This is a genomic window from Streptomyces sp. NPDC048420 (genome assembly GCF_040651535.1).
Lineage (GTDB): Bacteria > Actinomycetota > Actinomycetes > Streptomycetales > Streptomycetaceae > Streptomyces.
The window spans coordinates 358,073-383,324 of record NZ_JBEZKG010000009.1 but is presented as its reverse complement, the minus strand read 5'-3'; the positions used below and the strand labels follow the sequence as shown (position 1 = coordinate 383,324).

28 protein-coding genes are annotated in these 25,252 nt (G+C 70.5%); 16 read left to right on the top strand and 12 right to left on the bottom strand.

Features of this window, described 5'->3' with window-relative positions; genetic code table 11:
* The first annotated feature begins 57 nt into the window (after nucleotides 1-57).
* The 5 genes from AB0D34_RS19130 (at nucleotide 58) to AB0D34_RS19110 (ending at nucleotide 2,533) form a co-directional block, all read left to right on the top strand.
* Nucleotides 58-255, top strand: coding sequence for a hypothetical protein (locus AB0D34_RS19130; RefSeq protein WP_362662931.1), 198 nt, complete (start codon nucleotides 58-60; stop codon nucleotides 253-255).
* A gap of 93 nt (nucleotides 256-348) precedes the next feature.
* The gene (locus AB0D34_RS19125; protein WP_362662929.1) at nucleotides 349-762 is read left to right on the top strand and encodes a YciI family protein; all 414 of its coding nucleotides are present in this window, start codon (nucleotides 349-351) and stop codon (nucleotides 760-762) included.
* Between the two features lie 5 nt (nucleotides 763-767).
* Nucleotides 768-1,973, top strand: a complete 1,206-nt coding sequence (locus AB0D34_RS19120; RefSeq protein WP_362662927.1) for a sigma-70 family RNA polymerase sigma factor — start codon at nucleotides 768-770, stop codon at nucleotides 1,971-1,973.
* A gap of 9 nt (nucleotides 1,974-1,982) precedes the next feature.
* Nucleotides 1,983-2,306, top strand: coding sequence for a DUF952 domain-containing protein (locus tag AB0D34_RS19115; protein WP_362662925.1), 324 nt, complete (start codon nucleotides 1,983-1,985; stop codon nucleotides 2,304-2,306).
* Nucleotides 2,297-2,533: a hypothetical protein gene (locus AB0D34_RS19110; RefSeq protein ID WP_362662923.1), complete on the top strand. Its 237-nt coding sequence runs from the start codon at nucleotides 2,297-2,299 to the stop codon at nucleotides 2,531-2,533. The genes AB0D34_RS19115 and AB0D34_RS19110 overlap by 10 nt, the downstream gene beginning before the upstream one ends.
* Here AB0D34_RS19110 and AB0D34_RS19105 read toward each other — a convergent pair.
* From AB0D34_RS19105 to AB0D34_RS19095, 3 genes are read right to left on the bottom strand one after another with little or no spacing between them, the layout of a single operon-like run.
* Complete coding sequence (locus tag AB0D34_RS19105) at nucleotides 2,520-3,263, bottom strand: VOC family protein (protein WP_362662921.1); 744 nt, start codon at nucleotides 3,261-3,263, stop codon at nucleotides 2,520-2,522. The two genes, AB0D34_RS19110 and AB0D34_RS19105, sit on opposite strands and share 14 nt — an antisense overlap.
* Before the next feature lie 19 nt (nucleotides 3,264-3,282).
* Entirely contained in the window at nucleotides 3,283-3,696 is a 414-nt protein-coding gene (locus tag AB0D34_RS19100) for a VOC family protein (RefSeq protein ID WP_362662919.1), read from the bottom strand.
* Between the two features lie 9 nt (nucleotides 3,697-3,705).
* A complete protein-coding gene (locus AB0D34_RS19095) occupies nucleotides 3,706-4,101 on the bottom strand; it encodes a helix-turn-helix transcriptional regulator (RefSeq protein WP_362662918.1) in 396 nt (131 codons plus the stop codon).
* Between the two features lie 103 nt (nucleotides 4,102-4,204).
* Here AB0D34_RS19095 and AB0D34_RS19090 point away from each other — a divergent pair, with 103 nt between their 5' ends.
* From AB0D34_RS19090 to ppk2, 3 genes are read left to right on the top strand one after another with little or no spacing between them, the layout of a single operon-like run.
* Nucleotides 4,205-5,359: an inorganic phosphate transporter gene (locus AB0D34_RS19090; RefSeq protein WP_362662916.1), complete on the top strand. Its 1,155-nt coding sequence runs from the start codon at nucleotides 4,205-4,207 to the stop codon at nucleotides 5,357-5,359.
* A gap of 18 nt (nucleotides 5,360-5,377) precedes the next feature.
* Nucleotides 5,378-5,611: a hypothetical protein gene (locus AB0D34_RS19085; protein WP_362662915.1), complete on the top strand. Its 234-nt coding sequence runs from the start codon at nucleotides 5,378-5,380 to the stop codon at nucleotides 5,609-5,611.
* A 24-nt stretch (nucleotides 5,612-5,635) separates the two neighbouring features.
* Nucleotides 5,636-6,508, top strand: a complete 873-nt coding sequence (gene ppk2 / locus AB0D34_RS19080; protein ID WP_362662914.1) for a polyphosphate kinase 2 — start codon at nucleotides 5,636-5,638, stop codon at nucleotides 6,506-6,508.
* A 182-nt stretch (nucleotides 6,509-6,690) separates the two neighbouring features.
* Here the strand turns inward: ppk2 and AB0D34_RS19075 are convergent, their stop codons facing one another.
* The gene (locus tag AB0D34_RS19075) at nucleotides 6,691-7,533 is read right to left on the bottom strand and encodes a patatin-like phospholipase family protein (protein ID WP_362662912.1); all 843 of its coding nucleotides are present in this window, start codon (nucleotides 7,531-7,533) and stop codon (nucleotides 6,691-6,693) included.
* 192 nt (nucleotides 7,534-7,725) lie between these two features.
* The gene (gene sodN / locus AB0D34_RS19070; RefSeq protein WP_055531247.1) at nucleotides 7,726-8,121 is read right to left on the bottom strand and encodes a superoxide dismutase, Ni; all 396 of its coding nucleotides are present in this window, start codon (nucleotides 8,119-8,121) and stop codon (nucleotides 7,726-7,728) included.
* A gap of 145 nt (nucleotides 8,122-8,266) precedes the next feature.
* Between sodN and sodX the strand changes: the two genes are divergently transcribed.
* A complete protein-coding gene (gene sodX, locus AB0D34_RS19065) occupies nucleotides 8,267-8,704 on the top strand; it encodes a nickel-type superoxide dismutase maturation protease (RefSeq protein WP_362662979.1) in 438 nt (145 codons plus the stop codon).
* Here the strand turns inward: sodX and AB0D34_RS19060 are convergent.
* On the bottom strand, nucleotides 8,608-9,237 hold the full coding sequence (locus AB0D34_RS19060; protein WP_362662910.1) for a CGNR zinc finger domain-containing protein: 630 nt from the start codon (nucleotides 9,235-9,237) through the stop codon (nucleotides 8,608-8,610). The two genes, sodX and AB0D34_RS19060, sit on opposite strands and share 97 nt — an antisense overlap.
* Nucleotides 9,238-9,336: 99 nt before the next feature.
* Here AB0D34_RS19060 and AB0D34_RS19055 point away from each other — a divergent pair, with 99 nt between their 5' ends.
* Nucleotides 9,337-10,095, top strand: a complete 759-nt coding sequence (locus AB0D34_RS19055; protein WP_362662908.1) for a class I SAM-dependent methyltransferase — start codon at nucleotides 9,337-9,339, stop codon at nucleotides 10,093-10,095.
* A gap of 74 nt (nucleotides 10,096-10,169) precedes the next feature.
* Here AB0D34_RS19055 and AB0D34_RS19050 read toward each other — a convergent pair whose 3' ends face one another.
* From AB0D34_RS19050 to AB0D34_RS19040, 3 genes are read right to left on the bottom strand one after another with little or no spacing between them, the layout of a single operon-like run.
* Nucleotides 10,170-10,931 (bottom strand): amino acid ABC transporter ATP-binding protein, encoded by a 762-nt coding sequence (locus AB0D34_RS19050; protein WP_362662906.1) that lies wholly within the window; start codon nucleotides 10,929-10,931, stop codon nucleotides 10,170-10,172.
* Entirely contained in the window at nucleotides 10,928-11,869 is a 942-nt protein-coding gene (locus tag AB0D34_RS19045; RefSeq protein WP_362662904.1) for an amino acid ABC transporter permease, read from the bottom strand. Before AB0D34_RS19045 ends, AB0D34_RS19050 begins: the two co-directional genes overlap by 4 nt.
* A gap of 30 nt (nucleotides 11,870-11,899) precedes the next feature.
* Nucleotides 11,900-12,850 carry an ABC transporter substrate-binding protein gene (locus AB0D34_RS19040; protein WP_362662902.1) on the bottom strand — a complete coding sequence of 317 codons (951 nt, stop codon included), beginning with the start codon at nucleotides 12,848-12,850 and terminating at the stop codon, nucleotides 11,900-11,902.
* A 644-nt stretch (nucleotides 12,851-13,494) separates the two neighbouring features.
* Here AB0D34_RS19040 and AB0D34_RS19035 point away from each other — a divergent pair.
* A complete protein-coding gene (locus tag AB0D34_RS19035) occupies nucleotides 13,495-14,718 on the top strand; it encodes an NADP-dependent malic enzyme (protein ID WP_362662900.1) in 1,224 nt (407 codons plus the stop codon).
* Nucleotides 14,719-15,376: 658 nt separating this feature from the next.
* Here the strand turns inward: AB0D34_RS19035 and AB0D34_RS19030 are convergent.
* Both AB0D34_RS19030 and AB0D34_RS19025 read right to left on the bottom strand, forming a co-directional pair.
* Entirely contained in the window at nucleotides 15,377-16,150 is a 774-nt protein-coding gene (locus AB0D34_RS19030) for a hypothetical protein (protein WP_362662898.1), read from the bottom strand.
* 127 nt (nucleotides 16,151-16,277) lie between these two features.
* Complete coding sequence (locus AB0D34_RS19025; RefSeq protein WP_362662897.1) at nucleotides 16,278-17,951, bottom strand: PucR family transcriptional regulator ligand-binding domain-containing protein; 1,674 nt, start codon at nucleotides 17,949-17,951, stop codon at nucleotides 16,278-16,280.
* Between the two features lie 343 nt (nucleotides 17,952-18,294).
* Here AB0D34_RS19025 and AB0D34_RS19020 point away from each other — a divergent pair, with 343 nt between their 5' ends.
* The 5 genes from AB0D34_RS19020 (at nucleotide 18,295) to AB0D34_RS19000 (ending at nucleotide 24,910) form a co-directional block, all read left to right on the top strand.
* Nucleotides 18,295-19,185: a xanthine dehydrogenase family protein subunit M gene (locus tag AB0D34_RS19020; protein WP_362662895.1), complete on the top strand. Its 891-nt coding sequence runs from the start codon at nucleotides 18,295-18,297 to the stop codon at nucleotides 19,183-19,185.
* On the top strand, nucleotides 19,185-19,721 hold the full coding sequence (locus AB0D34_RS19015) for a (2Fe-2S)-binding protein (RefSeq protein WP_362662893.1): 537 nt from the start codon (nucleotides 19,185-19,187) through the stop codon (nucleotides 19,719-19,721). Before AB0D34_RS19020 ends, AB0D34_RS19015 begins: the two co-directional genes overlap by 1 nt.
* A gap of 2 nt (nucleotides 19,722-19,723) precedes the next feature.
* Nucleotides 19,724-22,108: a molybdopterin cofactor-binding domain-containing protein gene (locus AB0D34_RS19010; protein WP_362662891.1), complete on the top strand. Its 2,385-nt coding sequence runs from the start codon at nucleotides 19,724-19,726 to the stop codon at nucleotides 22,106-22,108.
* A gap of 146 nt (nucleotides 22,109-22,254) precedes the next feature.
* Nucleotides 22,255-23,712: an NCS2 family permease gene (locus AB0D34_RS19005; protein WP_362662889.1), complete on the top strand. Its 1,458-nt coding sequence runs from the start codon at nucleotides 22,255-22,257 to the stop codon at nucleotides 23,710-23,712.
* A gap of 46 nt (nucleotides 23,713-23,758) precedes the next feature.
* The gene (locus tag AB0D34_RS19000) at nucleotides 23,759-24,910 is read left to right on the top strand and encodes an XdhC/CoxI family protein (protein ID WP_362662887.1); all 1,152 of its coding nucleotides are present in this window, start codon (nucleotides 23,759-23,761) and stop codon (nucleotides 24,908-24,910) included.
* On the opposite strand, the gene AB0D34_RS18995 is transcribed toward AB0D34_RS19000, so the two are convergent.
* Nucleotides 24,870-25,247 carry a hypothetical protein gene (locus tag AB0D34_RS18995; protein ID WP_362662885.1) on the bottom strand — a complete coding sequence of 126 codons (378 nt, stop codon included), beginning with the start codon at nucleotides 25,245-25,247 and terminating at the stop codon, nucleotides 24,870-24,872. The genes AB0D34_RS19000 and AB0D34_RS18995 overlap by 41 nt on opposite strands.
* Nucleotides 25,248-25,252: the final 5 nt, after the last annotated feature.

Genomic DNA, 25,252 nt, shown 5'->3' with positions numbered 1-25,252 from the left:
GTACGGCAAAAAGAGCTGAGGGAAGCGCGGACGGCTCCTTCGCCCTACCCTGAGGACATGGGCAGCGACGAACACGTCTGTCCCGCCTGCGGACAGCCGGTCCAGACAGTTGTACGGCGTCACAAGACGCTGGGTGCGTGGGTCCCCGTGTGGGTGGGCGGCCCGTGCCACAACCCGAAGTGCGAGGCGTACGCCGACGCGGAAGCCGAGTCCGACGAGGACCACGGCGGCGCGCCCGCCGGAAAAAATTCCTGAACCCTGTCGAGAATCCGTCCCCGGCTCCGACGTCCCCCGTGAGAGCCGCCCGCACCGGGCGGCCGAGCAGACCGAAGGCGAAGGAGCGGAATCATGAAGTACCTGGTCATGGTGCAGGGATCGCAGGCCGACTACGAGGCCATGCGCGGCAAGGGCTCGGAGAACTCCCCCGCCTGGAGCGAGCAGGATATCCAGGCGATGTACGCCTTCATGAACGCCATCAACGACGACCTGGCCGAGACCGGCGAGATGCTCGACGGCCAGGGCCTCGCCGAGCCCGCGAAGGTCCGGCACGTCAGCCGTGACGCGGACGGCAAGGCCGTGATCACCGACGGGCCGTACAGCGAGACCAAGGAGCTGCTGTGCGGCTACTGGGTGCTGGAGTGCGAGAGCCTGGAGCGCGTCACGGAGATCGCCGAACGCATCACCCAGTGCCCCCAGCCCGCCGGCGCCCCCGAGTACCCGGTGGTGATCCGGCCCATCCTGGACGGCGCCGGGGACATCTGAGGACCGTGCGAGAAGCCACCGAGACCGAGGACCTGCTGCGCCTGCACGCGCCGCAGGTCCTCGGCGCGCTGGTCAGGCGGTACGGCCATTTCGACGCCGCCGAGGACGCCGTACAGGAGGCGTTGCTGGCCGCGGCCGGACAGTGGCCGTCGGCGGGGGTGCCCGACAATCCGCGCGGGTGGCTCATCAGGGTGGCCGCGCGGCGGCTGACCGACGCGCTGCGCGCGGAGGAGGCGCGGCGGGCGCGGGAGGAGCGGGCGGCGGCGCTGAGCGTGCGGGAGACGGCCGTCGCCGACCGGGCACCGCGCGAGGACGACACCCTGTCCCTGCTGTTCCTGTGCTGCCATCCGCAGCTGCCCCCGGCCGCGCAGATCGCGCTCACCCTGCGCGCGGTCGGCGGTCTGACCACGGCGGAGATCGCCCGGGCGTACCTCGTCCCCGAGGCGACCATGGCGCAGCGCATCAGCCGGGCCAAGCAGAAGGTCCGGGGCGTCGCCTTCGGACGGCCCGAGCACTGGGAGGAGCGGCTGCCCGCCGTCCTGCACACCCTCTATCTGATCTTCAACGAGGGGCATACGGCGACCTCGGGACCCGCCCTCCAGCGGCGCGACCTCGCCGGCGAGGCGATCCGCCTGACCCGCATGGTCCACCGTCTCCTCCCCGACGACTGCGAGATCGCGGGCCTGCTCGCCCTGATGCTGCTCACCGACGCCCGCCGCGACGCCCGTACCGGCCCGAGCGGCGACCTCGTCCCCCTCGACGAACAGGACCGTGCCCGCTGGGACAAGGCCGCGATCGAGGAGGGCGTCACCCTGGTCACCCGGGCGCTGGCCCGCCGCCACGCGGGGCCCTACCAGATCCGCGCGGCCATCGCCGCCGTACACGACGAGGCGCCTTCCGCGGAGGAGACCGACTGGCGGGAGATCCTCGGCCTCTACGACGTTCTCGTACGGCTCGTTCCCGGGCCCGTGGAGCGGTTGAACCGGGCGGTCGCGGTCGCGATGGTGCACGGACCGGAGGCCGGGCTCGCCGAACTCGACGATCTCGACGACGAGTTGGGGCACCGGCTGGACGCCGTGCGCGGACATCTGCTGGAGCGGGCCGGTTCCCACGAGGAGGCCCGTGCCGCCTACGAGTCGGCGGCCGGGAAGACCCTGAGCCTGCCCGAGCAGCGCTATCTGCAGGGGCGGGCGGCACGGCTGAGGCCTTAACGTGACGGCATGTCCACAACGAACGCCATCGTGCACCTGACCGAACGTTCCCTCTGGGAGGAGGCCCTGGTCCGGGGCGCGTACGAGATGTCCACCCGCGGCCGCACCCTCCAGGAGGAGGGGTTCATCCACTGCTCGACGCGGGCGCAACTCCCGGGCACGGCCGCCCGTTTCTTCGCCGATGTACCGGACCTGGTGGTCCTCGTCATCGACCCCGACCGGCTCGGCGTACCGCTGAAGTACGAGGCCGCGCGGCCCGGGGGCGAGGAGTTCCCGCACGTCTACGGGCCGCTCCCGGTGACCGCGGTCGTCGACGTGGAGACATGGGGGTGACCGGGCGCCGTCGGTTATGGCGCCGGACCCTGCTGCTGTGGGCGGCTCTCGTGGTCGTCGCGGGCGGGCTCACGCTCTGGCTCCAGGACTCGGCCGAGCCGCCGGGGCCGTACGGCTGGGAGGAGAGCAGTCCGACGCCCTCGCTGCCGGAGGGGTGGGAGTCGGCGTGCGCCGGCGCCACCCCCGACGAGAAGGGCCGGACCCTCTGCTTCTTCAGGACCCGCTAGGCAGTCCGCCGGTCTCCGGGTCCCGCCCCGTCAGGCAGTACAGGCCGCCCGCCGGGTCGCGCAGCACCGCCCAGTTCCGGTGGCGGGTGACGAACTCGGCCCCCAGGCGCTCGTGTTCCGCCCGCGTCGCCTCGACGTCCGCACAGGCCAGGTCCACGTGGGCGGCGGCGGGGCGCTCCTCGTCGAGGCGCTGGAGAAGGATGCGGAACGGCAGGCCGGGCGGGGGCACGAGGACGTGGAACTCGGGCAGGGAACCCGGACGGGACTCCCAGTCGGGCAACAGCGCTGACCAGAAGGCGACTTCGGCGTCGTGGAGGGAGGGTGGGACGTCGAGGCAGACCTGGTCGAGACGGCTGCCGCGGACCACCGGTGGGCGGCTCGACTGCCCGCGCCAGGGATCGCCGCAGAACAGCAGACCGGCGGGGGAGCGGAGCACGACCAACGTGCCCTGATCGGCGACCACATGGCCGCCGAGTGCCTGCGCCGCCTTCGCGAACTTCCGTACGTCGTCGACACAGAAGTCGAGATGAGCACCGCCGGGCCCGGAGGCCACGGCCTGCACCTTGACGCTCGCGTCGGCCCCGTCGAGCGGCAGGAGGGTCACGAACTCCCGCCGCTCACCCCGGAATTCGGACAACCGGGTGCCGGTCACGCCGGCCCAGAAGTCGCAGGCCTGGGCGAATCGTGCGACGGGCCGGTCAACGAAGGCGTACGTCCAGCGGGTAGTCATGCGGTGATCGTAGGCGCCCCTACTTCGGCACCTGCATGAACCGCAGCATGTTGCCCGCCGGATCCCGGAACGCACAGTCCCGCACCCCGTACGGCATGTCCGTGGGCTCCTGGATGACGTCGGCCCCCGACTCCCGCACCCGGGCGAACAGGGCGTCGCAGTCGGTGGTCGTGAAGTTGACGCCCCGCAACAGCCCCTTCGCCAGCAGCCGCGCCATCGCCTCCTTGTCCGCGGGGGACGCGTCCGGGTCCGCGGCCGGCGGTTCCAGGACGATGTCCACGTCCGGCTGGAGCGGCGAGCCGACCGTCACCCAGCGCATCCCCTCGTACCCGACGTCGCCCCGCACCTCCATGCCCAGGACGTCCCGGTAGAACGCGATCGCCTTGTCGTGGTCGTCCACCGCGATGAAGCAGTTCTTGAGCTTGATGTCCATGGCCCCACGTTAGGCCCGTCGGGGCCGGGTGTGCCTGCGGACCACACACGGCGGAACGCCCGCGATCTCCTCGTGGTCGCGGGCCCGGTAGGCGCTCGGTGTCTCGCCCACCAGTTCCGTGAAGCGGGAGCTGAAGGAGCCGAGGGAGGTACACCCCACGGCCATGCAGACCTCCGTGACCGACAGGTCCCCCCGCCGCAGCAGCGCCTTCGCGCGCTCGATGCGCCGGGTCATGAGATAGCCGTACGGCGTCTCCCCGAACTCCGCGCGGAAGCTGCGCTGGAAGTGCCCGGGGGACATCAGCGCGGTGCGGGCGAGCGCGGGGACGTCGAGGGGCTCGGTGTACTCGCGGTCCATGCGGTCCCGCGCCTGCCGCAGCCGCACCAGGTCCTCGATGCTCACCATCACGCCAGCATCGCACGATGCTCACCGGCTGGGTGCGGGTACCTGGAACGGGCTTTGCCTCACGTTCGCCTCCCGTACGGAAGCGCTTGCTCCCATGAGAGGCATGGACCACATCACGTTCCTCGTGGCGGTCGTCATCGTCACAGCCCTGGCTTTCGACTTCACCAACGGATTCCACGACACGGCCAACGCGATGGCGACGTCCATCGCCACCGGCGCGCTGAAACCCAGGACGGCGGTCCTGGTCAGCGGTGTCCTGAACGTCGTGGGCGCGTTCCTGTCGACCGAGGTCGCCAAGACGATCTCCGGCGGCATCGTGGACGACACCCTCGTCTCACCGGGGATGATCTTCGCGGGGCTCGTCGGAGCGATTCTGTGGAACCTGCTGACCTGGCTGGTCGGCCTCCCGTCGAGCTCCTCGCACGCGCTGTTCGGCGGGCTGATCGGCGCGGTGTGGGTCGGCGCCGGTGAGCACGGCGTGCACTTCGACAAGGTCGTCGAGAAGATCCTGATCCCCGCCGTGGCCTCCCCGGTCGTCGCGGGCGTCGCGGCCCTGATCGCCACCTACCTCGCCTACAAGCTCACCGCCCGCGGCCGCAAGGACTCGGTGACCAAGGGCTTCCGGCTCGGCCAGATCGCCTCCGCGTCCCTCGTCTCCCTCGCGCACGGCACCAACGACGCCCAGAAGACCATGGGCGTCATCACGCTGACCCTCATCTCCGCCGGTGCGCTCGGCCATGACGCCGGCCCGCCGGTCTGGGTGATCGCCTCCGCGGGTCTCGCGATCGGCCTCGGCACCTACCTCGGCGGCTGGCGGATCATCCGCACCATGGGCAAGGGCCTCACCGAGATCCAGTCCCCGCAGGGCTTCGCCGCCGAGACCGCGTCCACGACGGTCATCCTGACCTCCGCCCACCTCGGCTTCGCCCTGTCCACCACCCAGGTCGCCTCGGGCAGCATCCTCGGCGCGGGCCTCGGCCGTCGGCTCGCGGAGGTCCGCTGGGGCATCGCGGGCAGGATGGTCCTGGCCTGGCTGATCACCCTGCCCGCCGCCGCGCTGGTGGGCGGCCTCTCCGCGAGCGCGGTCAAGCACGGCGGCAACTTCGGCACCGTCGTCGTCGCCCTGGTGGGCGCGGCCGTCGCCGCGGGCATCGTCCTCGTCTCCCGCCGCAACCCGGTCAGCGCCCACAACGTCAACGACGCCCACGAGGTCACCATCCGCACCGAGCCGCCGACGCGCGTCGGTACGGCCGCCTGAGCCCCAGGAGTCCCTGTCATGAGCATCGACTGGACCGCACTCGGCCAGGTCACCGCGGTGAGCATCGGCGTCACCGTCGCCGTGGTCGTCGTCTTCGCCCTCGGCGTCCTCGGCCTCGCCCGTTTCGAGGGAGCGAGGGAAAATGGCGGCAGCACGTCGAACCTCGGCGTCGCCCAGGCAGCCTTGTGCTTCCTCGCCTGCGCGGCGGTGGTGGCGTACGGCATCCATCTGATCGTGCCCCAGTTCCACTGAGACTCTGTGAGAGGGGGAGCGCGGATGACGCCCCTGCTGACCGACCTGAAGGTGGACTACACCGACCCGGACGACCCCGTGCTGATCCGCCCGGACGGGAGTCCCATCGACACCTGGCGGGAGAACTACCCCTACGCGCACCGCATGGAGCGCAAGGAGTACGACTGGCACAAGCGGCTCCAGCAGATCGAACTACTGAAGCTCCAGAGCTGGATCAAGGAGACCGGGCGTCGGCTCGTCATCGTCTTCGAGGGACGGGACGCGGCCGGCAAGGGCGGCACGATCAAGCGCTTCACGGAGCACCTGAACCCTCGTGGCGCGCGGGTCGTGGCGCTGGAGAAGCCGACCGAGCGCGAGCGCGGGCAGTGGTACTTCCAGCGGTACGTCGAACATCTGCCGACCGCGGGCGAGATCGTGCTGTTCGACCGGTCCTGGTACAACCGGGCCGGGGTCGAGCGGGTCATGGACTTCTGCACCGACGACGAGTACCGGCGCTTCATGCGGCAGGCCCCGCTGTTCGAGCGGATGCTCGTCGACGACGGCGTGGACCTGCTGAAGTTCTGGTTCTCGGTGTCGCAGGGCGAGCAGCGCACCCGCTTCACGATCCGCCAGATCGACCCCGTACGGCAGTGGAAGCTCAGCCCCATGGACCTCGCGTCCCTGGACCGCTGGGACGACTACACCGCCGCCAAGGTCGCCATGTTCCGTGAGACGGACACCGAGTTCGCCCCCTGGACGGTGGTCAAGAGCAACGACAAGAAGCGGGCCCGCGTCGAGGCCATGCGCAGTGTGCTGGCCCGCTTCGACTACTCGGACAAGGACGAGGAGGTCGTCGGTACGCCGGACCCACGGATCGTGGGCGCGGCGGCGGGCCTCCTTGAGGCGGGTGAGGACTAGGGCCTGTCCGGCGGATCATGCCGGCGGCGCGGGGCCTGGCACGCGCATCTGCCGCGTTGTCGTCACTCGCCGACGCTCCGCGTCGACTCCCTCCTCCCCTTGCAGCTGCACGCACCAGACCCCGCTCACCTGCGCTGACAGGGCGCCCGTCCTTGGAGCCGGCCTGATCCGCCGGACAGGCCCTAGGCGCCGGTCCACAGGGCGGCGACCGTCGGTGCCGCCGTCCTGCCCTGGGCGAAGCCGGCGTGGCCGGCGGGCGTCCGGCTCGCCGGGGACAGCGGGTCGTCGCCGAACGCGGTGAGGGCGGCCTCGTCGGGGGTGATGACCTCGACGCGGCCGCCGCGCTCCACGATCGCCGCCGCGTCGGCCTCCAGCACCGGGTCGGGCATCGGGGCGACGACGAGCGTACGGGCGTGACCGGCCGCGAGATCGAGGTTGGTGAAGGAGCGGACACCGCCGTCGATGTAGGGCGTGCCGTCGACGGTCGCGGCGGGCCAGACGCCGGGCAGGGCGCAGCTCGCGGCCACGGCGTCCACCAGGCCGACGCCCGAGGCGCGGTCGAGGAGCCGGGTCTCGCCGGTGCGGGCGTTCACGGCGACCACGGACAGCGGGCGCCGCGGCCACTCGTGGGACGGGAGCCGGCCCGCGATCACGGGCCGTCGCTCGGCCTCGGTGATGGTGTCCGCGGCCAGCGCCAACTCGCCCATCCTGCGCAGCCGTTCGACCGGGTCGTCGACCTCGGCGTCCAGCTTCGCGGCGAACTCGAAGAGGGCGGCGAGCGCGCCCTCGGGCGGCTGGAGCTCCTCGCGCTGGAACTCCGGGTCCACCTGGGCCCGCAGCAGCTCCGGCAGCGGTGTCCCACTGGCGAGCTGCGCGGTCACGACCGACCCGGCCGAGGTACCGAGCAGCAGGTCCGCGTCGGTGACGTGCACGCCGGCGTCGGCGAGCCCGGCCAGCACTCCTGTGGCCCATGCGATCCCGGCGACCCCGCCGCCGCCGACGACCAGTGCGCGTTCCTCACTCATCCCTGCCCCCTGCTCCTGGATCACGGATCTTGCATGAGTACCAAGTCCCGTGTGGACAGGGGCTATTCCCCGGACCGGCATGGACGCACGGGAACGCCGAAGGGGCCCGGCCATGACGACCGGGCCCCTTCAGGGTTCCCGTTGACCTGCGATGGTGCACCGATCGCGGGTCGGCGGAGGCTGACGCGGAGGTCAGGCCTTCTTGGTCTCCCAGAAGATCTTGTCGATCTGGGCGATGTAGTCCAGAGCCTTCTGGCCCGTGGCCGGGTCGGTCGAGCCCTTGGCGGCCGAGAGGGCCTTGAGGGCGTCGTTGACCAGCTGGTGCAGCTCCGGGTACTTCTCGAAGTGCGGGGGCTTGAAGTAGTCGCTCCAGAGCACGGAAACGTGGTGCTTCGCGAGCTCGGCGCGCTGCTCCTTGATGACCGTGGCGCGAGCCTGGAAGTGCGCGTCGTCGTTGGCGGCCATCTTCTCCTGCACGGCCTTCACCGACTCCGCCTCGATGCGGGCCTGGGCCGGGTCGTACACACCGCAGGGCAGGTCGCAGTGTGCGCTGACCTTGACCTTGGGGGCAAACAGGCGGGAAAGCATGGAGCGTTCCTTCCTCGTGATCGTCTTCTCAGGTGCGACATTACTCCCTGGGAGAGGCGAATTCGCGAGTGCCCCCATGGGCTTAGGACAAAAGTCCGGGGTCAGACTGAGACTGGTGGACGAACGTACCGGGGAGGTGCCGGGAATGCCGGAGCTGTCGCAGGAGACCGAGCAGGGGAGGTCCTTGCTGCCCTTCGTGGGGGTGGCCGAGGTGACCGGCCCCTCGATGGTGCCGACCCTCCACCACGGGGATCAGCTGGTCGTCCACTGGGGTGCCCGGGTCCGGCCCGGTGACGTGGTGATCCTGCGCCATCCCTTCCAGCAGGACCTGCTCGTCGTCAAACGGGCCGTGGAGCGGCGCGAGGGCGGCTGGTGGGTGCTCGGCGACAACGCGTTCGCGGGCGGCGACAGCACGGACTACGGCGCCGTACCGGAGGAACTCGTACTCGGGAAGGCCCGGCTCAGGTACCGGCCGCTCGCGCCCGGTCAGCGCTCGCCGCTGGCCGCCGTGCGCTGGGCGCTGTCCGCCGTACGGCCCGTGTTGCCCGACCGGTCGGCCTCCAGGCGCTTGCGGGCCCGGTAGGCGGCCACATTGGCGCGGGTGGCGCAGCGGTCGGAGCAGTAGCGCCGGGAGCGGTTCGTGGACGTGTCGAGGTAGGCGTTGCGGCACGGGGCCGCCTCGCACAGGCCCAGCCGGTCCACGCCGTACTCGGTGAGGTGGAAGGCCAGGCCCATCGCCGCGATCGCCGCGTAGCCTGCGGTGGCGTTGGACGGATGGTCCGCCAGGTGCATGTGCCACAGCGGGCGGCCGTCGTCGTCGCGGAAGTCGTGGCCGGAGATCTGCGGACTCACCGGGAACTCCAGCAGCAGCGAGTTCAGCAGGTTCACCGCCGTCTCCTCGTCGCCCTGGTCCGCCGCCTCGAAGACCGCCCGCAACCGGCCGCGGACCGAGCGGAAGCGGGTGACGTCGGCCTCGGTGGCCCGGCGGCCCGCGTCCTGGCTGGCGCCGAACAGATCACGGACGGCCTCGACCGAGGTCAGCGCGTCCTTGGCGCGGGCCGGGTCCTCGCTGTTGACCAGACGTACGGCGTAGTCCGAGTAATAGGCCAGTTCCACTTGTAGTCCTTACGGAGGCGTTCTATCGTCGTGGTGCGGTCAGGTAACAGCTGATCGTGCTTCCAGGGTATTACGACAGTGAGCGGACAGGGGGCTTTGATGGCGACCGGTGTTGACACCGACTGGCAGGCCTGGCAGGAGAGCTGGGACCGGCAGCAGGAGTGGTACATGCCGGACCGCGAGGAGCGGTTCCGGGTCATGCTGGACATGGCCGAGGCCCTCGTCGGCCCCCGGCCCCGGGTGCTCGACCTCGCGTGCGGCACGGGAAGTATCACGGCCAGGCTGCTCGCCCGGTTCCCGGAGGCCACCAGCACCGGCGTGGACCTCGACCCGGCGCTGCTGACCATCGCCGAGGGCACCTTCGCGGCCGACGAGCGGGTCACCTTCGTGACGGCCGACCTCAAGGACCCGCACTGGCCCACCAAGCTGCCGTACGACTCGTACGACGCCGTCCTGACCGCCACGGCCCTCCATTGGCTGCACAGCGAACCCCTCGCGGCCCTCTACGGACAGATCGCGGAACTCGTCCGCGACGGCGGTGTCTTCATGAACGCGGACCACATGACCGACGAGACGACGCCCCGGATCAACGCGGCCGAACGCGCGCAGCGCCACGCGCACATGGAGCGGGCCAAGCGCGACGGCGCCCTCGACTGGGCCGCCTGGTGGGAGGTCGCCGCCGCCGACCCGCTCCTCGCGGCGCCCACGGCCCGCCGTTTCGAGATCTACGGCGAGCACGCGGAGGGCGACACGCCCTCGGTGGACTGGCACACGCGCGTGCTGCGCGAACAGGGTTTCGGCGAGGTCCGGCCGGTGTGGTGCTCGCCGTCGGACACGCTGCTGCTCGCGCTCAAGTAGCCGCCCATGCGAAAGGGGCGGTACGGGAAGCCCGTACCGCCCCTTCGTCGTCGTACCGCCGGGACCTAGAGGGCCTAGAGGACCTTCGACAGGAACGCCTGGGTGCGCTCGTGCTGCGGGTTCGTCAGGACCTCGCGGGGGTCGCCGGACTCGACGACCACGCCGCCGTCCATGAAGACCAGGCTGTCGCCGACCTGGCGGGCGAAGCCCATCTCGTGGGTGACGACGACCATCGTCATGCCGGACTCGGCGAGGTCGCGCATGACGTCGAGGACGTCACCGACCAGCTCCGGGTCGAGGGCGGAGGTCGGCTCGTCGAACAGCATCAGCTTCGGGTCCATCGCGAGCGCCCGGGCGATCGCCACGCGCTGCTGCTGGCCGCCGGAGAGCTGCGCCGGGTAGCTCACCGCCTTGTCGGCGAGACCGACCCTCTCCAGCAGTTCCCTGGCCTGCTCCCGGGCCTCGGACTTGCTCACGCCCTTGACCTGGACCGGCGCCTCCATGACGTTCTCGACGGCCGTCATGTGCGGGAACAGGTTGAACCGCTGGAACACCATGCCGATGTCCCGGCGCTGGAGCGCGACCTCGCTGTCCTTGAGCTCGTACAGCTTGTCGCCCTTCTGGCGGTAGCCGACCAGCTCGCCGTCGACGTACAGCCGGCCGGCGTTGATCTTCTCCAGGTGGTTGATGCAGCGCAGGAAGGTCGACTTGCCGGAGCCGGAGGGGCCGATGAGGCAGAAGACCTCGCCCTGCTTCACTTCCAGGTCGATGCCCTTGAGGACCTCGACCAGACCGTAGGACTTGTGGACACCCTCGGCCTTCACCATGGCGGTCATGCCGCGCCCCTTTCACGGCTGAACGCCATCAGGTTGACCTTGATCCGCTGCCACGGCGTCGGCGGCAGGTTCCGGGACGAACCGCGGGCGAAGCGGCGCTCCAGGTAGTACTGGAACACGCTGAACACACTGGTCATGACCAGGTACCAGATGGAGGCCACGAACAGCATCTCCATCACCGCGTACGACGTCGAGCCGATGGTCGAGGTCGCGCGCAGCAGTTCGTTGTACGTCACCGCGTACACCAGCGACGAGGTCTTCAGCATGTTGATGAACTCGTTGCCGGTCGGCGGCACGATCACCCGCATCGCCTGCGGGATCACGATCCGGCGCAGCGTCTTGGCGTGGCTCATGCCGAGCGCGTGCGAGGCCTCCGTCTGGCCCTCGTCGACGGCCAGCAGGCCGGCCCGGCAGATCTCGGCCATGTACGCCGCCTCGTTCAGGCCGAGGCCCAGCAGCGCGCACATGAACGGCGTCATCACGTCCGTCATCTCGTCCTTGTAGATCGGACCGAGGTTCAGGACCGGGAAGATCAGCGCGAGGTTGAACCAGAGCAGGAGCTGGACGTAGACCGGCGTCCCGCGGAAGAACCAGATGTAGAACCAGGCCACCCAGCTCGTCACCGGGTTCTTAGAGAGCCGCATGACGGCCAGTACGACGCCCAGGACCACGCCCAGGACCATCGCCAGGACGGTGATCAGCAGGGTGCGGCCGGCGCCCGCGAGGACCGTGGAGTCGAACAGCGTGTCGCCGACCGCGTGCCACTGGATCTTCTTGGCGGTCGCGAACGCGTTGACCAGCAGGGCCACTAGCGCCAGTACGACGACGGCGCTGACGTAACGGCCGTAGTGGCGCACGGGGATGGCCTTGATCGCCTCAGGGGCGAGGGAGGCCGACGGCGGGGTGTCCGCCGGCTCCTTGTCGAGCTTGTCAGTCACAGTGACTGCCCTTCAGTGGTGCGGGGTCCGTCACTTGCCGCCGTTGATCGCGGCCTTGTCGATGGCGCCCGTCTCGGCGCCCCACTTCTCCAGGATCTTCTTGTACGTGCCGTCCTCGATGATGGCGTTCACGGCCGCCTCCAGGGCGCTCGTGAGCTCCTTGTTGTCCTTGTTCACGGCGAGGCCGAACGGTCCGGCGTCCACCTGCTCGCCGACCACCTGGAAGGCGTTGCCGCCGTCGGCCTTGCGGGCGATGTCGACGGCGACCGGGTAGTCGTTGACGCCCGCGACGGCGCCGCCCGACTTCACCCGGGTCTGGGCCTCGGTGTCGTTGTCGAACGACTCGATCTTCAGCGCCTTCTTACCGGCGTCCGTGCACTTCTTGGACTGGTCCTTGAGCATCTGCTGGTACGTCGTACCGGTCTGTACGGCGACCGTCTGGCCGCACAGGTCGTCGATCGAGCTGATGTTCTTCGGGTTGCCCTTCTGGACGTAGATGGCGGTGCCGGCCGTGAAGTAGTCGACGAAGTCGACACCCGGGCCGAGCTTCTTGCCCTTGTCGTCCAGGCCCTCCTGGCGCGCCTTGGTGTCCGTGATGGAGGACATGGCCACGTCGTAGCGGCCGGAGTTCAGGGAGCTGATCAGGCCGTCGAAGGAGCCCGAGGTGAACTTGAACTCCACGCCCAGCTGCTTGCCCAGGGCGGCCGCGATGTCGGGATCGACGCCGACGATCTTGCCGCCCTCCTGGTACTCCATGGGGGCGTACTCGGCGTTGGTGCCGACCTTGATGACGCCGGCCTTCTGGATCTTCGCAGGCAGCTTGTCGAACAGCGGCGCGCTGTTGGACGACTCGTCGGAGCTGCTGCTGCCGGTCTGGTCACCGCAACCGGTGAGAATCAGGGCGCCTGCGACCGCGATCGCACCTACCGCGGCTGTCCTGGTGCGCGCGACGGTCGTACGACGGGTGGAGCTTGCGGTCATTTTGGGTTCCTCCGGCGGATGGGTGGAGTTGCCGATGGGCGGGGCGGCTGCCGATGGGTTCGGAGCACGGCCTTCATTCCTCAGGTCGACGAGAGCACACGCCTTCGAGTGTCGCGACCTCGTGTGATTACGGCATCTTGCCATTCGGACTGGACCATTCAGGATGCCGGTCATGTCAAAATCGGATAACGGGTGACCCCCGAACCACACCATGTCCGTACATCGCGACCGGACCATCTGCGGGAATCTGGCATTCCGGCCGGAAGATCTTCGGTGTGTCCCGCGGTGCGGGCGAGCGGGCCGGAGCGAGGCGCGGGGACTCGAGCGCGCCCTCGGTGATCGTCAAGGGGCCTTCGATGGCTTGTCCGAATTACGTCCCATGATTCATGTCACCGCTCTCCGGTGATCGATGATCGATTTGCGTTCCGTCATGTGACCTTGCACGTATTGGACTCGTCCTCGACGCCGGTCGTCAGGTAAGAAGGTTCTTTACACCCCTCATCCGGGGCTCAGGGCGCGTGTGCGGCGCGCCCGTCGCGTACTGGCCCGTACGCATCAGTGATCAGGGCCGGTCGCGGTGCCCGCCCACTTCTCAACCAGGAGTGGCCACCCTCAAACCATGAAGACCTAAGGGGTACAACAAAGTGGCAGCGGAGATCGTCAATCCTCGCAGCGACAGTCATACGGGCCAGGAGGGCGGGGCGGAGCCCCTCGATTCCTTCGACCCCGCGTTCGCGCTGCACCGCGGCGGCAAGATGGCCGTGCAGGCCACCGTGCCGGTCCGCGACAAGGACGACCTGTCCCTCGCGTACACGCCCGGCGTGGCGAAGGTGTGCAGCGCCATCGCCGAGCAGCCGGAGCTCGTCCACGACTACACGTGGAAGTCGTCCGTCGTCGCCGTCGTGACCGACGGTACGGCCGTCCTCGGACTCGGTGACATCGGGCCCGAGGCCTCCCTCCCGGTGATGGAGGGCAAGGCGATCCTGTTCAAGCAGTTCGGCGGAGTGGACGCGGTTCCGCTCGCCCTGGCCTGCACGGACGTCGACGAGATCATCGAGACCGTGGTCCGTCTCGCGCCCTCCTTCGGTGGCGTGAACCTCGAGGACATCTCGGCTCCTCGGTGCTTCGAGATCGAGAAGCGGCTCCAGGAGCGGCTGGACATTCCCGTCTTCCATGACGACCAGCACGGGACGGCCGTCGTGACGCTGGCGGCGCTCAGGAACGCCGCGCGGCTGAGCGGGCGGTCGATCGGGGATCTGCGTGCGGTGATCTCCGGTGCCGGTGCGGCCGGTGTCGCCATCGCCAAGATGCTCGTCGAGGCGGGGATCGGTGACGTCGCCGTCGCCGACCGGCGCGGTGTCGTGTCGGGTGACCGGGACGACCTCACGTCCGTGAAGCGGGAGCTGGCCGGGTTCACCAACAAGGCGGGCCTGACCGGGTCGCTGGAGGACGCGCTGGCCGGTGCCGACGTCTTCATCGGCGTCTCCGGCGGTACGGTCGCGGAGTCCGCCGTCGCCTCCATGGCGGAGGGTGCCTTCGTGTTCGCGATGGCGAACCCGAACCCCGAGGTGCACCCCGATGTCGCGCACAAGTACGCGGCCGTGGTGGCCACCGGGCGGTCCGACTTCCCGAACCAGATCAACAACGTGCTGGCGTTTCCGGGGATCTTCGCGGGGGCGCTGCAGGTGCGGGCCTCCCGGATCACGGAGGGCATGAAGATCGCGGCGGCGGAGGCGCTGGCGTCGGTGGTCGGTGACGACCTGGCGGCGGACTACGTGATTCCCTCGCCGTTCGACGAGCGGGTCGCTCCGGCCGTCACGGCGGCGGTCGCGGCGGCGGCTCGGGCGGAGGGTGTCGCTCGTCGCTGAGCGTGCTGTGTGGGGGTGGTCCCGTCCGGGGGTGGTTTTCGGGCGGGGCCATTTCTTTGCTGTTGGGTGCGGCTGATCGGGTGGTGGGGGGTGGGCGTCTTGCGGGTGCGGGTGCGGGTGCGGGTGCGGGTGCGGGTGCGGGGTGGGTGGGGGCTGGTGTTTTTGCGCAGTTCCCCGCGCCCTGGATGCCTGCGGCGGCCTGTGCGGGTCCGGTGGGGGCGTGCGTAGCGCGTTGGGTTCGGTGGGTGGGTCGGGGCCGGGGTGGGGGGTATCCGTCCTCGGTCCGGCGGCTCGGTTCCTTGAGCAGGGCTCGGTGATGGACGCCGGCCGCTGCGGGCGGACACCCCCCACCCCGTCCCCTTGGCGCCGTACGCGGCGAACGGTCCGTCGTGGCGCACGGCGCGGCGAACGGTCCGTCGTGGTGCGCGGGGCGGGGAACGGTCCGTCGTGGTGCGCGAGGTGGTTGGCGGTCCGTTGTGGCGCAGGCTGGCTGCAACCCCTTAGGGGCGCGGGGAACTGCGCGACCAGCCCCCACCGACCCGCACCCGCCCAGCAACCGAACCCGGCACCCCCGATAGGCGCCCGGCCCAGGCCCAGCGCAGCGTCACAGCGAGGCACCTGAATAGGCGCCCGGCCCATCCTCACGCGCACTGTCAGTTCACGCCGTCGCCGCCGGCGGAGCCAACTGGCGTGCCAGCCACGTGGGTACGCCGCCCAGCAACCGGTACAACCGCCGTGCCTCCTCGCGGAGTCGGGACGCCTCGGGTTCCACCTCCGCGTCCGCCAGGGAGGCGAGCGCCGGCGCCGTCCCCACCAGGTACCCCAACTCCTCCCGGATCCGGAGTGATTCGGCGAAGCCGTGTCGCGCCTCGGCCAACTCCCCGTCGCGCAGGGCCAGTCCGGCGAGGTGGCGCCAGGTGAACGAGAGCAGCAGGGGGTCGGACTGCGCCGTGGCGCCCGCGTGGGCGCGGCGGTAGGCCGCCCGGGCCGACTGGGGGGAGTGGGCCAGGTTCTCTGCCAGGAGGCCGCGGCGGAAGTCGAGCAGGGCTCTTCCCTCAGCCCCCGGAGGGATCAGCGCCGCGGCCCGGCCCAGTGCCGCCCGCGCCTCGTCCGCGCGGTCACGGACCCCGTGGAGCGTCGACGCGTACGCAAGTTGCCCTCTTTCACAAGCGGCCGCCCCCCGCTCGTCGTCGCTGTGCGCCAGCGCCTCCGCGGTGCGCAGCGCGTCCTCCGCCTCCGGCCAGCCCTGCTCGGTGTAGAGACAGCGCTCCACCAGCAGCGACGCCCGTTGCAGGGCCGCCGGTGCGGTGACCGGTTGGAGCAGGGCGGCCGCGTCGGCCCAGCAGGCCCGGGAGCGCAGCCGCCATACCGCGGTCTGGAGTGGATCGTCGCCGGCGGTCGTTCCGTTACCAGACATGGCGGTATCCGCCACATTGCCCTCCCCGAGCGCGCCTTCGAGCTTTGAGTGGTGGCGGCATCTCAGCACGAAACCCGTGGCCCGGCCAAGGGGGTGGGTGAAGGAATTCACAAAGTCGTGGGTGTCCGGGGACCCACGGGGCTCAGCTCATCCTCAGTGCCAGGAAGAAATCCAGCTTGTCCTCAAGGCGGGAGAGGTCACGACTCGTCAACTGCTCGATCCGGCCGACGCGGTAGCGCAGCGTGTTGACGTGCAGGTGGAGACGGGTCGCACAGCGGGTCCAGGAGCCGTCGCAGTCCAGGAAGGCTTCCAGGGTGGGGATCAGTTCGGCGCGGTGGCGGCGGTCGTAGTCGCGGAGGGGGTCGAGGAGGCGGGCGGTGAAGGCTCGGCGTACGTCGTCCGGGACGAAGGGGAGGAGGAGGACGTGCGAGGCCAGTTCCTGGTGGCCGGCCGCGCAGACCCTGCCCGGGCGGGCCGCCGCCACCCGGCGGGCGTGCCGGGCTTCCTCCAGGGCGCCGCGCAGGCCCTCCGCCGAGTGGACCGACGCGCTGACGCCCAGGGTGACCCGTCCGTCGTCGTCGAGGCCGGCCGACAGGGGGTCCCGTACGGACTCCAGCAGGGCGTCCGCCAGGATGCCCGCCTCCGAGCCGTCGTGTTCCGTCGAGACCGCCGGGAGGGGGACCAGGGCGATCGCCTCGTCGCCCGTGTGGGCCACCGCGATACGGTCCGAGGGCTCGGGGCCCGTCGCCAGGGGGTCCACCAGGATCTCCTCCAGGAGGGACTGGGCCACCGGGCCGCCCTCCAGGTCGCCGTCCTGCCATTCGACCGTCGCCACGACCACCTGCCAGTGGGGGGCCGCTCCGAGGCCGGGGAGGAGGACCGGGGCCGCCACGCGGAGACGGGCCGCGATCTCGGCGGGGACGGCGCCCGTCTGGACCAGCTCCAGGACCTCCTGGGCCAGTCGGCGGCGGACCGTGCGGGCCGCGTCCCTGCGGTCGCGTTCCACGGAGATCAGCTGGGTGACGCCCTGGAGGAGGTCGAGGCGCTCCTCCGGCCAGTCGCCGGCGTCCGCCTCCACCGCCAGCAGCCAGTCGGACAGGACCGTCTCGCGTACGTCCCTGGAGGCCTGCGGGGAGCGGCCGCTGCTGCGGACCGGGAACAGGGAGTACGTCGACGAGCCGAGGGTGAGTCTGTGGGGGCCGCGCCGGCCGGTGCGGACCGCGGCCAGGTGTTCCGCCGCGAGCTTCGCGCAGGTGTCCGCGGGCAGGCCGGGGCCCGCCACTTTCGGGCCCGCGATCAGGCGTCCGGTGGGGGACAGGACCCAGGCGCGCAGGTCCAGGTCGGAGCCCAGGAGGTCCAGCACCACGTCCGGGCCGCCTCCTGCCGGGCCCGAGGTCATCATGCGGCGGTGGCGGTCCACCACGGCCGCCAGGTCACCCGCGCGCTCACCCGAGACCTGCCGTACGACATGCTCGGTGATCGTCGCGAAGGCCACCGACTCGTGCACCGCGAAGAGGGGGAGGCGGTGGTGGGCGCAGGCGATCACCAGGTCCTCGGGTACGTTGCCCAGCTCCGCCTCGCCGGCCGCCAGCGCGACCACTCCGGCCTGCACGAGGAGTCGTACGAAAGGCTCCGAGTCGGTGGCGTCCCGGCGCCAGGCGAGGCCCGTCAGGACCAGTTCGCCGCCCGAGAGGTAGCGGCTCGGGTCGCGCAGGTCCGTGGTCATCACACCGCGCACGGTGCGATCCAGTTCGTGCTCGCCGCCGAGCAGCCGCAGGCCCAGCGCGTCGGTGTCCAGCAGTGCGCGCAGCCGCATTCTCGTCGCCGCCGTTCTTTGTCTCGAAAACTACGATGGAGGGGGTGTCCGGTGGAGTGCGGAGAGACTTCTGTCGTCTCCGGGGCTGTGGTGCAGGTCACGTGGGCCGTGTCGCACGTTTCCGCAGGAAAGCAGGGAGGTTACCGAGGGCCTCCGTTCATACGAATCTACAAGATGAGGGCGCCGACCAGCCAACTCCTTCATGGTTTCCGTGACTGACCCGGTCGGAGTACGTCGCTGTGTACTGGCTCCACTCCGCGTAAACAGCACATGAACGAGCCGGGCCCGCCGCACACGATCTGGCTCGATCCGTACGATCACGAGACGAAGAAGAGAGCCGGTCATGGACTTCCTTCGCCCCGCCAGCTGGGAGGAGGCGCTCGCCGCGAAGGCCGAGCACCCCACCGCTGTGCCCATCGCGGGCGGCACCGACGTGATGGTCGAGATCAACTTCGACCACCGGAGGCCCGAGTACCTGCTCGACCTGAACCGCGTCGGCGAGCTCACCGACTGGGAGGTCGGCGAGGACTCCGTGCGGCTCGGCGCCTCCGTGCCGTACACCCACATCATGGAGAACCTGCGCGGCGAGCTCCCGGGCCTGGCCCTCGCCTCGCACACCGTGGCCTCCCCGCAGATCCGCAACCGTGGCGGCGTCGGCGGCAACCTCGGCACCGCCTCCCCGGCCGGTGACGCCCACCCCGCCCTGCTGGCGGCGGGCGCCGAGGTCGAGGTGGAGTCCGTACGGGGATCGCGGCTCATCCCGATCGACGAGTTCTACACCGGGGTGAAGCGCAACGCGCTGGCCGCGGACGAACTCATCCGCGCCGTTCATGTGAAGAAGGCCGACGGGCCCCAGCAGTACTCCAAGGTGGGCACCAGGAACGCCATGGTCATCGCCGTGTGCGCCTTCGGGCTCGCGCTGCACCCGCAGACGCGGACTGTGCGCACAGGTATCGGGTCGGCCGCTCCCACTCCCGTTCGGGCCAAGGCCGCCGAGGAGTTCCTGAACGCCGCTCTGGAAGAGGGCGGGTTCTGGGACAACGGCAAGATCATCACCCCGTCGGTCGTCAAGCAGTTCGCGGACCTGTGCGCCGCTTCCTGCAACCCGATCGACGACGTCCGGGGCACGGCGAGCTACCGCCGCCACGCGGTCTCCATCATGGCCCGCCGCACGCTGACCTGGACCTGGGAGTCGTACCGCGGCACCGCCGCCCGCACGGAGGGAGTCGCGTGATGCGCGTCAATTTCACGGTCAACGGACGTCCGCAGGAAGCCGACGACGTCTGGGAGGGCGAGTCCCTGCTGTACGTGCTGCGCGAGCGGCTCGGGCTGCCGGGTTCCAAGAATGCCTGCGAGCAGGGTGAGTGCGGGTCGTGCACCGTGCGGCTCGACGGTGTTCCGGTGTGTTCCTGCCTGGTGGCCGCCGGGCAGGTCGAGGGCCGCGAGGTCGTGACCGTCGAGGGGCTCGCGGAGTACGCCAGGCAGCGTGCGTGTGGGCATCCGGCTCCTCAGGGGCAGGACTCCCATACCGGCGAGGGCACCGAACTCGCCCCGATCCAGCAGGCGTTCATCGACGCCGGCGCGGTCCAGTGCGGCTTCTGCACGCCGGGGCTGCTGGTCGCCGCCGACGAGATGCTGGAGCACAACCCGAATCCCAGCGACGCGGACATCCGCGAGGCGCTGTCGGGCAACCTGTGCCGTTGCACGGGCTACGAGAAGATCATGGACGCGGTCCGCCTCGCGGCCGCCCGGCAATCCCAGGAGGTCTGACCGTGGCTGCCAACGGCGCTCCCACCAAGATCACCCAGGGTTCGAAGACCAAGGGCGGCATCGGCGAGTCCACGCTCCGCCCCGACGGCACCCTCAAGGTCACCGGCGAGTTCGCGTACTCGTCCGACATGTGGCACGAGGACATGCTCTGGGGGCAGATCCTCCGCTCGACCGTCGCACACGCCGAGATCGTGTCCATCGACACGAGTGAAGCCCTCGCCATGCCGGGCGTGTACGCCGTCATGACGTACGACGACCTGCCGACCGAGGTGAGGAACTACGGCCTGGAGATCCAGGACACCCCGGTCCTCGCCCATGGCAAGGTCCGCCACCACGGTGAGCCGGTCGCCATCGTCGCCGCCGACCACCCGGAGACCGCCCGCCGCGCGGCCGCCAAGATCAAGGTCGACTACCGCGAGCTGCCCGTCATCACCGACGAGGCCTCCGCGACCGCACCGGACGCGATCCTCGTCCACGAGGACCGCGACGACCACCACGTCGGGCACGTCCCGCACCCGAACATCCTCCACCGCCAGCCGATCATCCGCGGAGACGCCCAACAGGCCGCGGAGCGCGCGGACTTCGTCGTCAAGGGCGAGTACACCTTCGGCATGCAGGACCAGGCCTTCCTCGGCCCCGAGTCGGGTCTCGCCGTACCGGACGAGGACGGTGGCGTCCACCTCTACATCGCCACCCAGTGGCTGCACTCCGACCTGCGGCAGATCGCGCCCGTCCTCGGCCTGCCCGAGCGCAAGGTCCGCATGACGCTGTCCGGCGTCGGCGGGGCCTTCGGCGGCCGTGAGGACCTGTCGATGCAGATCCACGCCTGTCTGCTCGCGCTGCGCACCGGCAAGCCCGTCAAGATCGTCTACAACCGGTTCGAGTCGTTCTTCGGGCACGTCCACCGCCACCCGGCCAAGCTGTACTACGAGCACGGGGCCACGCGCGAGGGCAAGTTGACCCACGTGAAGTGCCGGATCGTGCTGGACGGCGGCGCGTACGCCTCCGCCTCCCCGGCCGTGGTCGGCAACGCCTCCTCGCTCTCGATCGGCCCGTACGTGGTCGACGACGTCGACATCGAGGCCATGGCCCTCTACACCAACAACCCGCCCTGCGGCGCGATGCGCGGGTTCGGCGCGGTCCAGGCGTGCTTCGCCTACGAGGCCCAGATGGACAAGCTCGCCGACGCGGTGGGCATGGACCGGGTGGAGTTCCGGCAGCTGAACGCCATGGAGCAGGGCACGATCATGCCGACCGGCCAGCCCGTCGACTCCCCGGCCCCGGTCGCCGAACTCCTGCGCCGCGTCAAGGCGATGCCGCTTCCTCCGGAGCAGCAGTGGCTCTCCGCCGGCGAGGACGCCGACGTACGGCAGCTGCCGGGCGGTCTGTCCAACACCACCCACGGCGAAGGCGTCGTCCGCGGGGTCGGCTACGCGGTCGGCATCAAGAACGTCGGTTTCTCCGAGGGCTTCGACGACTACTCCACGGCGAAGGTCCGCATGGAGGTCATCGCGGGTGAGCCCGTCGCCACCGTGCACACCGCCATGGCGGAGGTCGGTCAGGGCGGGGTCACCGTCCACGCGCAGATCGCCCGCACCGAACTCGGCGTCACCCAGGTGACCATCCACCCGGCGGACACCCAGGTGGGCTCGGCGGGTTCGACCTCGGCCTCGCGGCAGACGTACGTCACCGGCGGCGCCGTGAAGAACTCCTGCGAGCTGGTCCGGGAGAAGGTCCTGGAGATCGGGCGCCGCAAGTTCGGTTCGTACCACCCCGCTTGGGCCACCGCCGAACTGCTCCTGGAGGGCGGCAAGGTCGTCACCGACGGCGGCGAGGTCCTCGCGGGCCTGGTCGACGTGCTGGAGGACGAGAGCGTCGAGGTCGAGGCGGAGTGGCGGCACCGGCCGACCGAGGCCTTCGACCTGCGTACCGGGCAGGGCTTCGGGCACGTCCAGTACTCCTTCGCCGCCCACCGCGCGGTCGTCGAGGTCGACACCGAGCTGGGGCTGGTGAAGGTGATCGAGCTGGCCTGCGCGCAGGACGTCGGCAAGGCGTTGAACCCCCTGTCCGTCCTCGGCCAGATCCAGGGCGGCACCATCCAGGGCCTCGGTGTCGCGGTGATGGAGGAGATCATCGTGGACCCGAAAACGGCCAAGGTCAGGAACCCGTCCTTCACGGACTACCTGATCCCCACGATCCTCGACACGCCGACCATCCCCGTCGACGTGCTCGAACTCGCCGACGACCACGCGCCGTACGGTCTGCGTGGCGTCGGTGAGGCGCCGACGCTGTCCTCGACTCCGGCCGTGCTAGCGGCGATCCGCGATGCGACGGGGCTGGAGCTCAACAGGACGCCGGTACGGCCGGAGCACCTGACCGGCACGTGATGAACCGGTGAGTTTTCCCGGGGGACTTGGTCCCCCGGGCCCCCAACTGTCCGTCCTGGGCCGTCCCCCGGGTCGTGCACATCCCAAATCCCGTGCCCGAAAAGGCGGTTGCGCGGGTGCCCCTGTGAACCTTGGGAGACGGCACCATGACCCAGCAGTCCCTGGAACCCAAGACCACGGCCGAAGAGGCGGGAGAAGGCACCCGCGTCCCGGCCGGCAGGTCCTGGCTCGACCGGTACTTCCACATATCGCAGCGAGGGTCCACCGTCGCCCGTGAAGTGCGCGGCGGCATCACGACCTTCATGGCGATGGCGTACATCCTCCTGCTCAACCCCCTGATCCTGTCCGGCAAGGACGTGGCGGGTCACACCCTCGGCCAGAACGCGCTCATCACCGCGACCGCGTTCGCGGCGGCCTTCACCACGCTGCTGATGGGTTTCTTCGGCAAGGTGCCGCTCGCGCTCGCCGCCGGCCTCTCCGTCTCCGGGGTGCTGTCCTCTCAGGTCGCGCCCGCGATGACGTGGCCGCAGGCCATGGGTATGTGCGTGATGTACGGCGTGGTCATCATGCTGCTGGTCGTCACCGGCCTGCGCGAGATGATCATGAACGCGATCCCGCTGGCCCTCAAGCACGCGATCACCATGGGCATCGGCCTGTTCGTCGCCCTGATCGGCTTCTACAAGGCCGGCTTCGTCCACCAGGGCAAGGCCACCCCGGTGACCCTCGGCCCGACGGGCGAACTCGTGGGCTGGCCCGTCCTGTTGTTCGCCCTGACCCTCCTCGCGATCTTCATGCTCCAGGCCCGCGGAGTGCCCGGCGCGATCCTCATCGGGATCGTCGGTGGGACCGTACTCGCCGTTGTCCTCAACGCTGTTGGCGCCATCGCCCCGAAGCAGTGGGCGAGCGGGGCTCCTGAACTGCACGGCAGCGCGGTGTCGATGCCCGACTTCTCGATCTTCGGGCACGTCGAGTTCGGCGGCTGGGGCGAGGTCGGCGCGATGACGGTCGACATGATCGTGTTCACGCTGGTGCTCGCCGGGTTCTTCGACGCGATGGCCACCATCATCGGCGTCGGCACCGAAGCCGAACTGGCCGACGCGCAGGGCCGGATGCCGGGCCTGTCCAAGGCGCTGTTCATCGACGGCGCGGGCGGCGCGATCGGCGGAGTGGCGGGCGCCTCCGGGCAGACCGTCTTCGTCGAGTCGGCCACGGGTGTCGGGGAAGGCGCCCGCACCGGCCTGTCCTCCGTCGTCACCGGCCTGTTCTTCGCGGCCTGTCTGTTCTTCACCCCGCTGACGGCCATCGTGCCGGGCGAGGTGGCCGCCGCGGCCCTTGTGGTCATCGGCGCCATGATGATGATGAACGCCCGCCACGTCGACTGGGCCGACCGCGCCACCGCGATCCCGGTCTTCCTGACCGTCGTGATCATGCCGTTCACCTACTCGATCACCGCGGGCGTCGCCGCCGGCGTCATCTCGTACGTCGCCATCAAGATCGCCCAGGGCAGGGCCCGCGAGATCGGGGCGTTCATGTGGGGCCTGACGGTGATCTTCCTGGTCTACTACGCCCTGAACCCGATCGAGAGCTGGATGGGCGTCCACTAGCCCGCCCAACTCGCCTGTACGCAACCGCTGTTAAGGAGACCGAGAGATGCTGGACATCGCCGAAGAGCTGCACCGGTGGGTCGAGCAGGGCCGTGACTTCGCCGTGGCCACCGTGGTGGCCGTCGGCGGCAGCGCGCCCCGCCAGCCGGGCGCCGCCCTCGCGGTGGACGCCGACGGCACGGCGATCGGCTCGGTCTCCGGCGGCTGTGTGGAGGGCGCGGTGTACGAGCTGTGCCAACAGGCGCTGGAGGACGGGGAGTCGGTCCTCGAACGCTTCGGCTACAGCGACGAGGACGCCTTCGCCGTCGGCCTGACCTGCGGCGGCATCATCGACATCCTCGTCACACCGGTACGGGCCGGCGACCCCGTCCGTACGGTGGCCACGGCCGCGCTGACGGCCGCCGCACGCGGCGAGGCGGCGGCCGTGGCACGGATCGTCTCCGGCCCGCGGGAGATCGTCGGACGCGCCCTCGTCGTACGGCCCGACGGCTCGTACGACGGCGGCTTCGGCGCCCATCCCGAACTGGACCGCACGGTCGCCGCGGAGGCGGGCGCCTTCCTGGACGCGGGCCGTACCGGCACACTGGAGATCGGCGAACAGGGCTCACGCTGCGGAGCCCCGCTCACCGTGCTGGTCGAGTCCTCCGTGCCGCCGCCCCGGATGATCGTGTTCGGGGCGATCGACTTCGCCTCGGCGCTGGTGCGGATCGGGAAGTTCCTGGGCTACCGCGTGACGGTGTGCGACGCCCGCCCGGTGTTCGCCACGAAGGCCCGCTTCCCGGAGGCCGACGAGATAGTCGTCGAGTGGCCGCACACCTACCTGGAACGCACGGAGGTCGACGCCCGGACCGTCCTGTGCGTCCTCACCCACGACGCCAAGTTCGACGTACCCCTGCTGCGGCTGGCCCTCCGGCTCCCGGTCGCCTACGTCGGCGCCATGGGCTCCCGCCGGACCCACCTCGACCGCAACGAACGCCTCCGCGAAGTCGGCGTGACAGAGCTGGAGTTGGCGCGGCTGCGGTCACCCATCGGCCTCGACCTCGGCGCCCGTACGCCCGAGGAGACGGCCCTGTCGATCGCCGCGGAGATCGTCGCGAACCGGCGGGGCGGCAGCGGGGTCTCCCTCACCGGCGCGCACACGCCGATCCATCACGACCTCACGGCGGTACCGGCCCGGCGGATCGGCTCGGTGGCCTGAGCGGACGCCGCCGGCTGCGTACCGGGGTGTCCGCCCGGGGTGGGCCGGTACCCGGGTCGGTCGGACCAGGCGGGGAGGCCTCCTCGGAGAGGTCCCGCAGCAGCCGGTGGATCTGGGCGTCACCACGGCCGCCTCGGGTCATCGACCGCCACCACGCCACGGCCCGCGCGGAGTGCCAGTCGGCGTAGGGGTCTTCCCCGAAGTCGTCCGAGGGTCTGGCCGGCCAGGCGAGTCCGCCCCGCGGTGTGTCCCGCGCCGCGGCCGCCGGCCACCGCAGCCCGTCCACCGCGAGCTCCTCGACCTCGTCCACCCGGACGGTCGTACCGTCAACTGCCATGCCCG

Bases quoted from the DNA above. Each gene is read 5' to 3' on its own strand.
- AB0D34_RS19015 (WP_362662893.1), top strand. From the start codon at position 19,185: ATGCGCGTCAATTTCACGGTCAACGGACGTCCGCAGGAAGCCGACGAC.
- AB0D34_RS19115 (WP_362662925.1), top strand. From the start codon at position 1,983: ATGTCCACAACGAACGCCATCGTGCACCTGACCGAACGTTCCCTCTGG.
- AB0D34_RS19055 (WP_362662908.1), top strand. From the start codon at position 9,337: ATGGCGACCGGTGTTGACACCGACTGGCAGGCCTGGCAGGAGAGCTGG.
- AB0D34_RS19050 (WP_362662906.1), bottom strand. From the start codon at position 10,931: ATGACCGCCATGGTGAAGGCCGAGGGTGTCCACAAGTCCTACGGTCTG.
- AB0D34_RS19105 (WP_362662921.1), bottom strand. From the start codon at position 3,263: ATGACTACCCGCTGGACGTACGCCTTCGTTGACCGGCCCGTCGCACGA.
- AB0D34_RS19085 (WP_362662915.1), top strand. From the start codon at position 5,378: ATGAGCATCGACTGGACCGCACTCGGCCAGGTCACCGCGGTGAGCATC.
- AB0D34_RS19100 (WP_362662919.1), bottom strand. From the start codon at position 3,696: ATGGACATCAAGCTCAAGAACTGCTTCATCGCGGTGGACGACCACGAC.
- AB0D34_RS19090 (WP_362662916.1), top strand. From the start codon at position 4,205: ATGGACCACATCACGTTCCTCGTGGCGGTCGTCATCGTCACAGCCCTG.
- AB0D34_RS19025 (WP_362662897.1), bottom strand. From the start codon at position 17,951: ATGCGGCTGCGCGCACTGCTGGACACCGACGCGCTGGGCCTGCGGCTG.
- AB0D34_RS19005 (WP_362662889.1), top strand. From the start codon at position 22,255: ATGACCCAGCAGTCCCTGGAACCCAAGACCACGGCCGAAGAGGCGGGA.
- ppk2 (WP_362662914.1), top strand. From the start codon at position 5,636: ATGACGCCCCTGCTGACCGACCTGAAGGTGGACTACACCGACCCGGAC.
- AB0D34_RS19095 (WP_362662918.1), bottom strand. From the start codon at position 4,101: ATGGTGAGCATCGAGGACCTGGTGCGGCTGCGGCAGGCGCGGGACCGC.
- AB0D34_RS18995 (WP_362662885.1), bottom strand. From the start codon at position 25,247: ATGGCAGTTGACGGTACGACCGTCCGGGTGGACGAGGTCGAGGAGCTC.
- AB0D34_RS19125 (WP_362662929.1), top strand. From the start codon at position 349: ATGAAGTACCTGGTCATGGTGCAGGGATCGCAGGCCGACTACGAGGCC.
- sodN (WP_055531247.1), bottom strand. From the start codon at position 8,121: ATGCTTTCCCGCCTGTTTGCCCCCAAGGTCAAGGTCAGCGCACACTGC.
- AB0D34_RS19000 (WP_362662887.1), top strand. From the start codon at position 23,759: ATGCTGGACATCGCCGAAGAGCTGCACCGGTGGGTCGAGCAGGGCCGT.
- AB0D34_RS19040 (WP_362662902.1), bottom strand. From the start codon at position 12,850: ATGACCGCAAGCTCCACCCGTCGTACGACCGTCGCGCGCACCAGGACA.
- AB0D34_RS19020 (WP_362662895.1), top strand. From the start codon at position 18,295: ATGGACTTCCTTCGCCCCGCCAGCTGGGAGGAGGCGCTCGCCGCGAAG.
- AB0D34_RS19075 (WP_362662912.1), bottom strand. From the start codon at position 7,533: ATGAGTGAGGAACGCGCACTGGTCGTCGGCGGCGGCGGGGTCGCCGGG.
- AB0D34_RS19130 (WP_362662931.1), top strand. From the start codon at position 58: ATGGGCAGCGACGAACACGTCTGTCCCGCCTGCGGACAGCCGGTCCAG.
- sodX (WP_362662979.1), top strand. From the start codon at position 8,267: ATGCCGGAGCTGTCGCAGGAGACCGAGCAGGGGAGGTCCTTGCTGCCC.
- AB0D34_RS19110 (WP_362662923.1), top strand. From the start codon at position 2,297: ATGGGGGTGACCGGGCGCCGTCGGTTATGGCGCCGGACCCTGCTGCTG.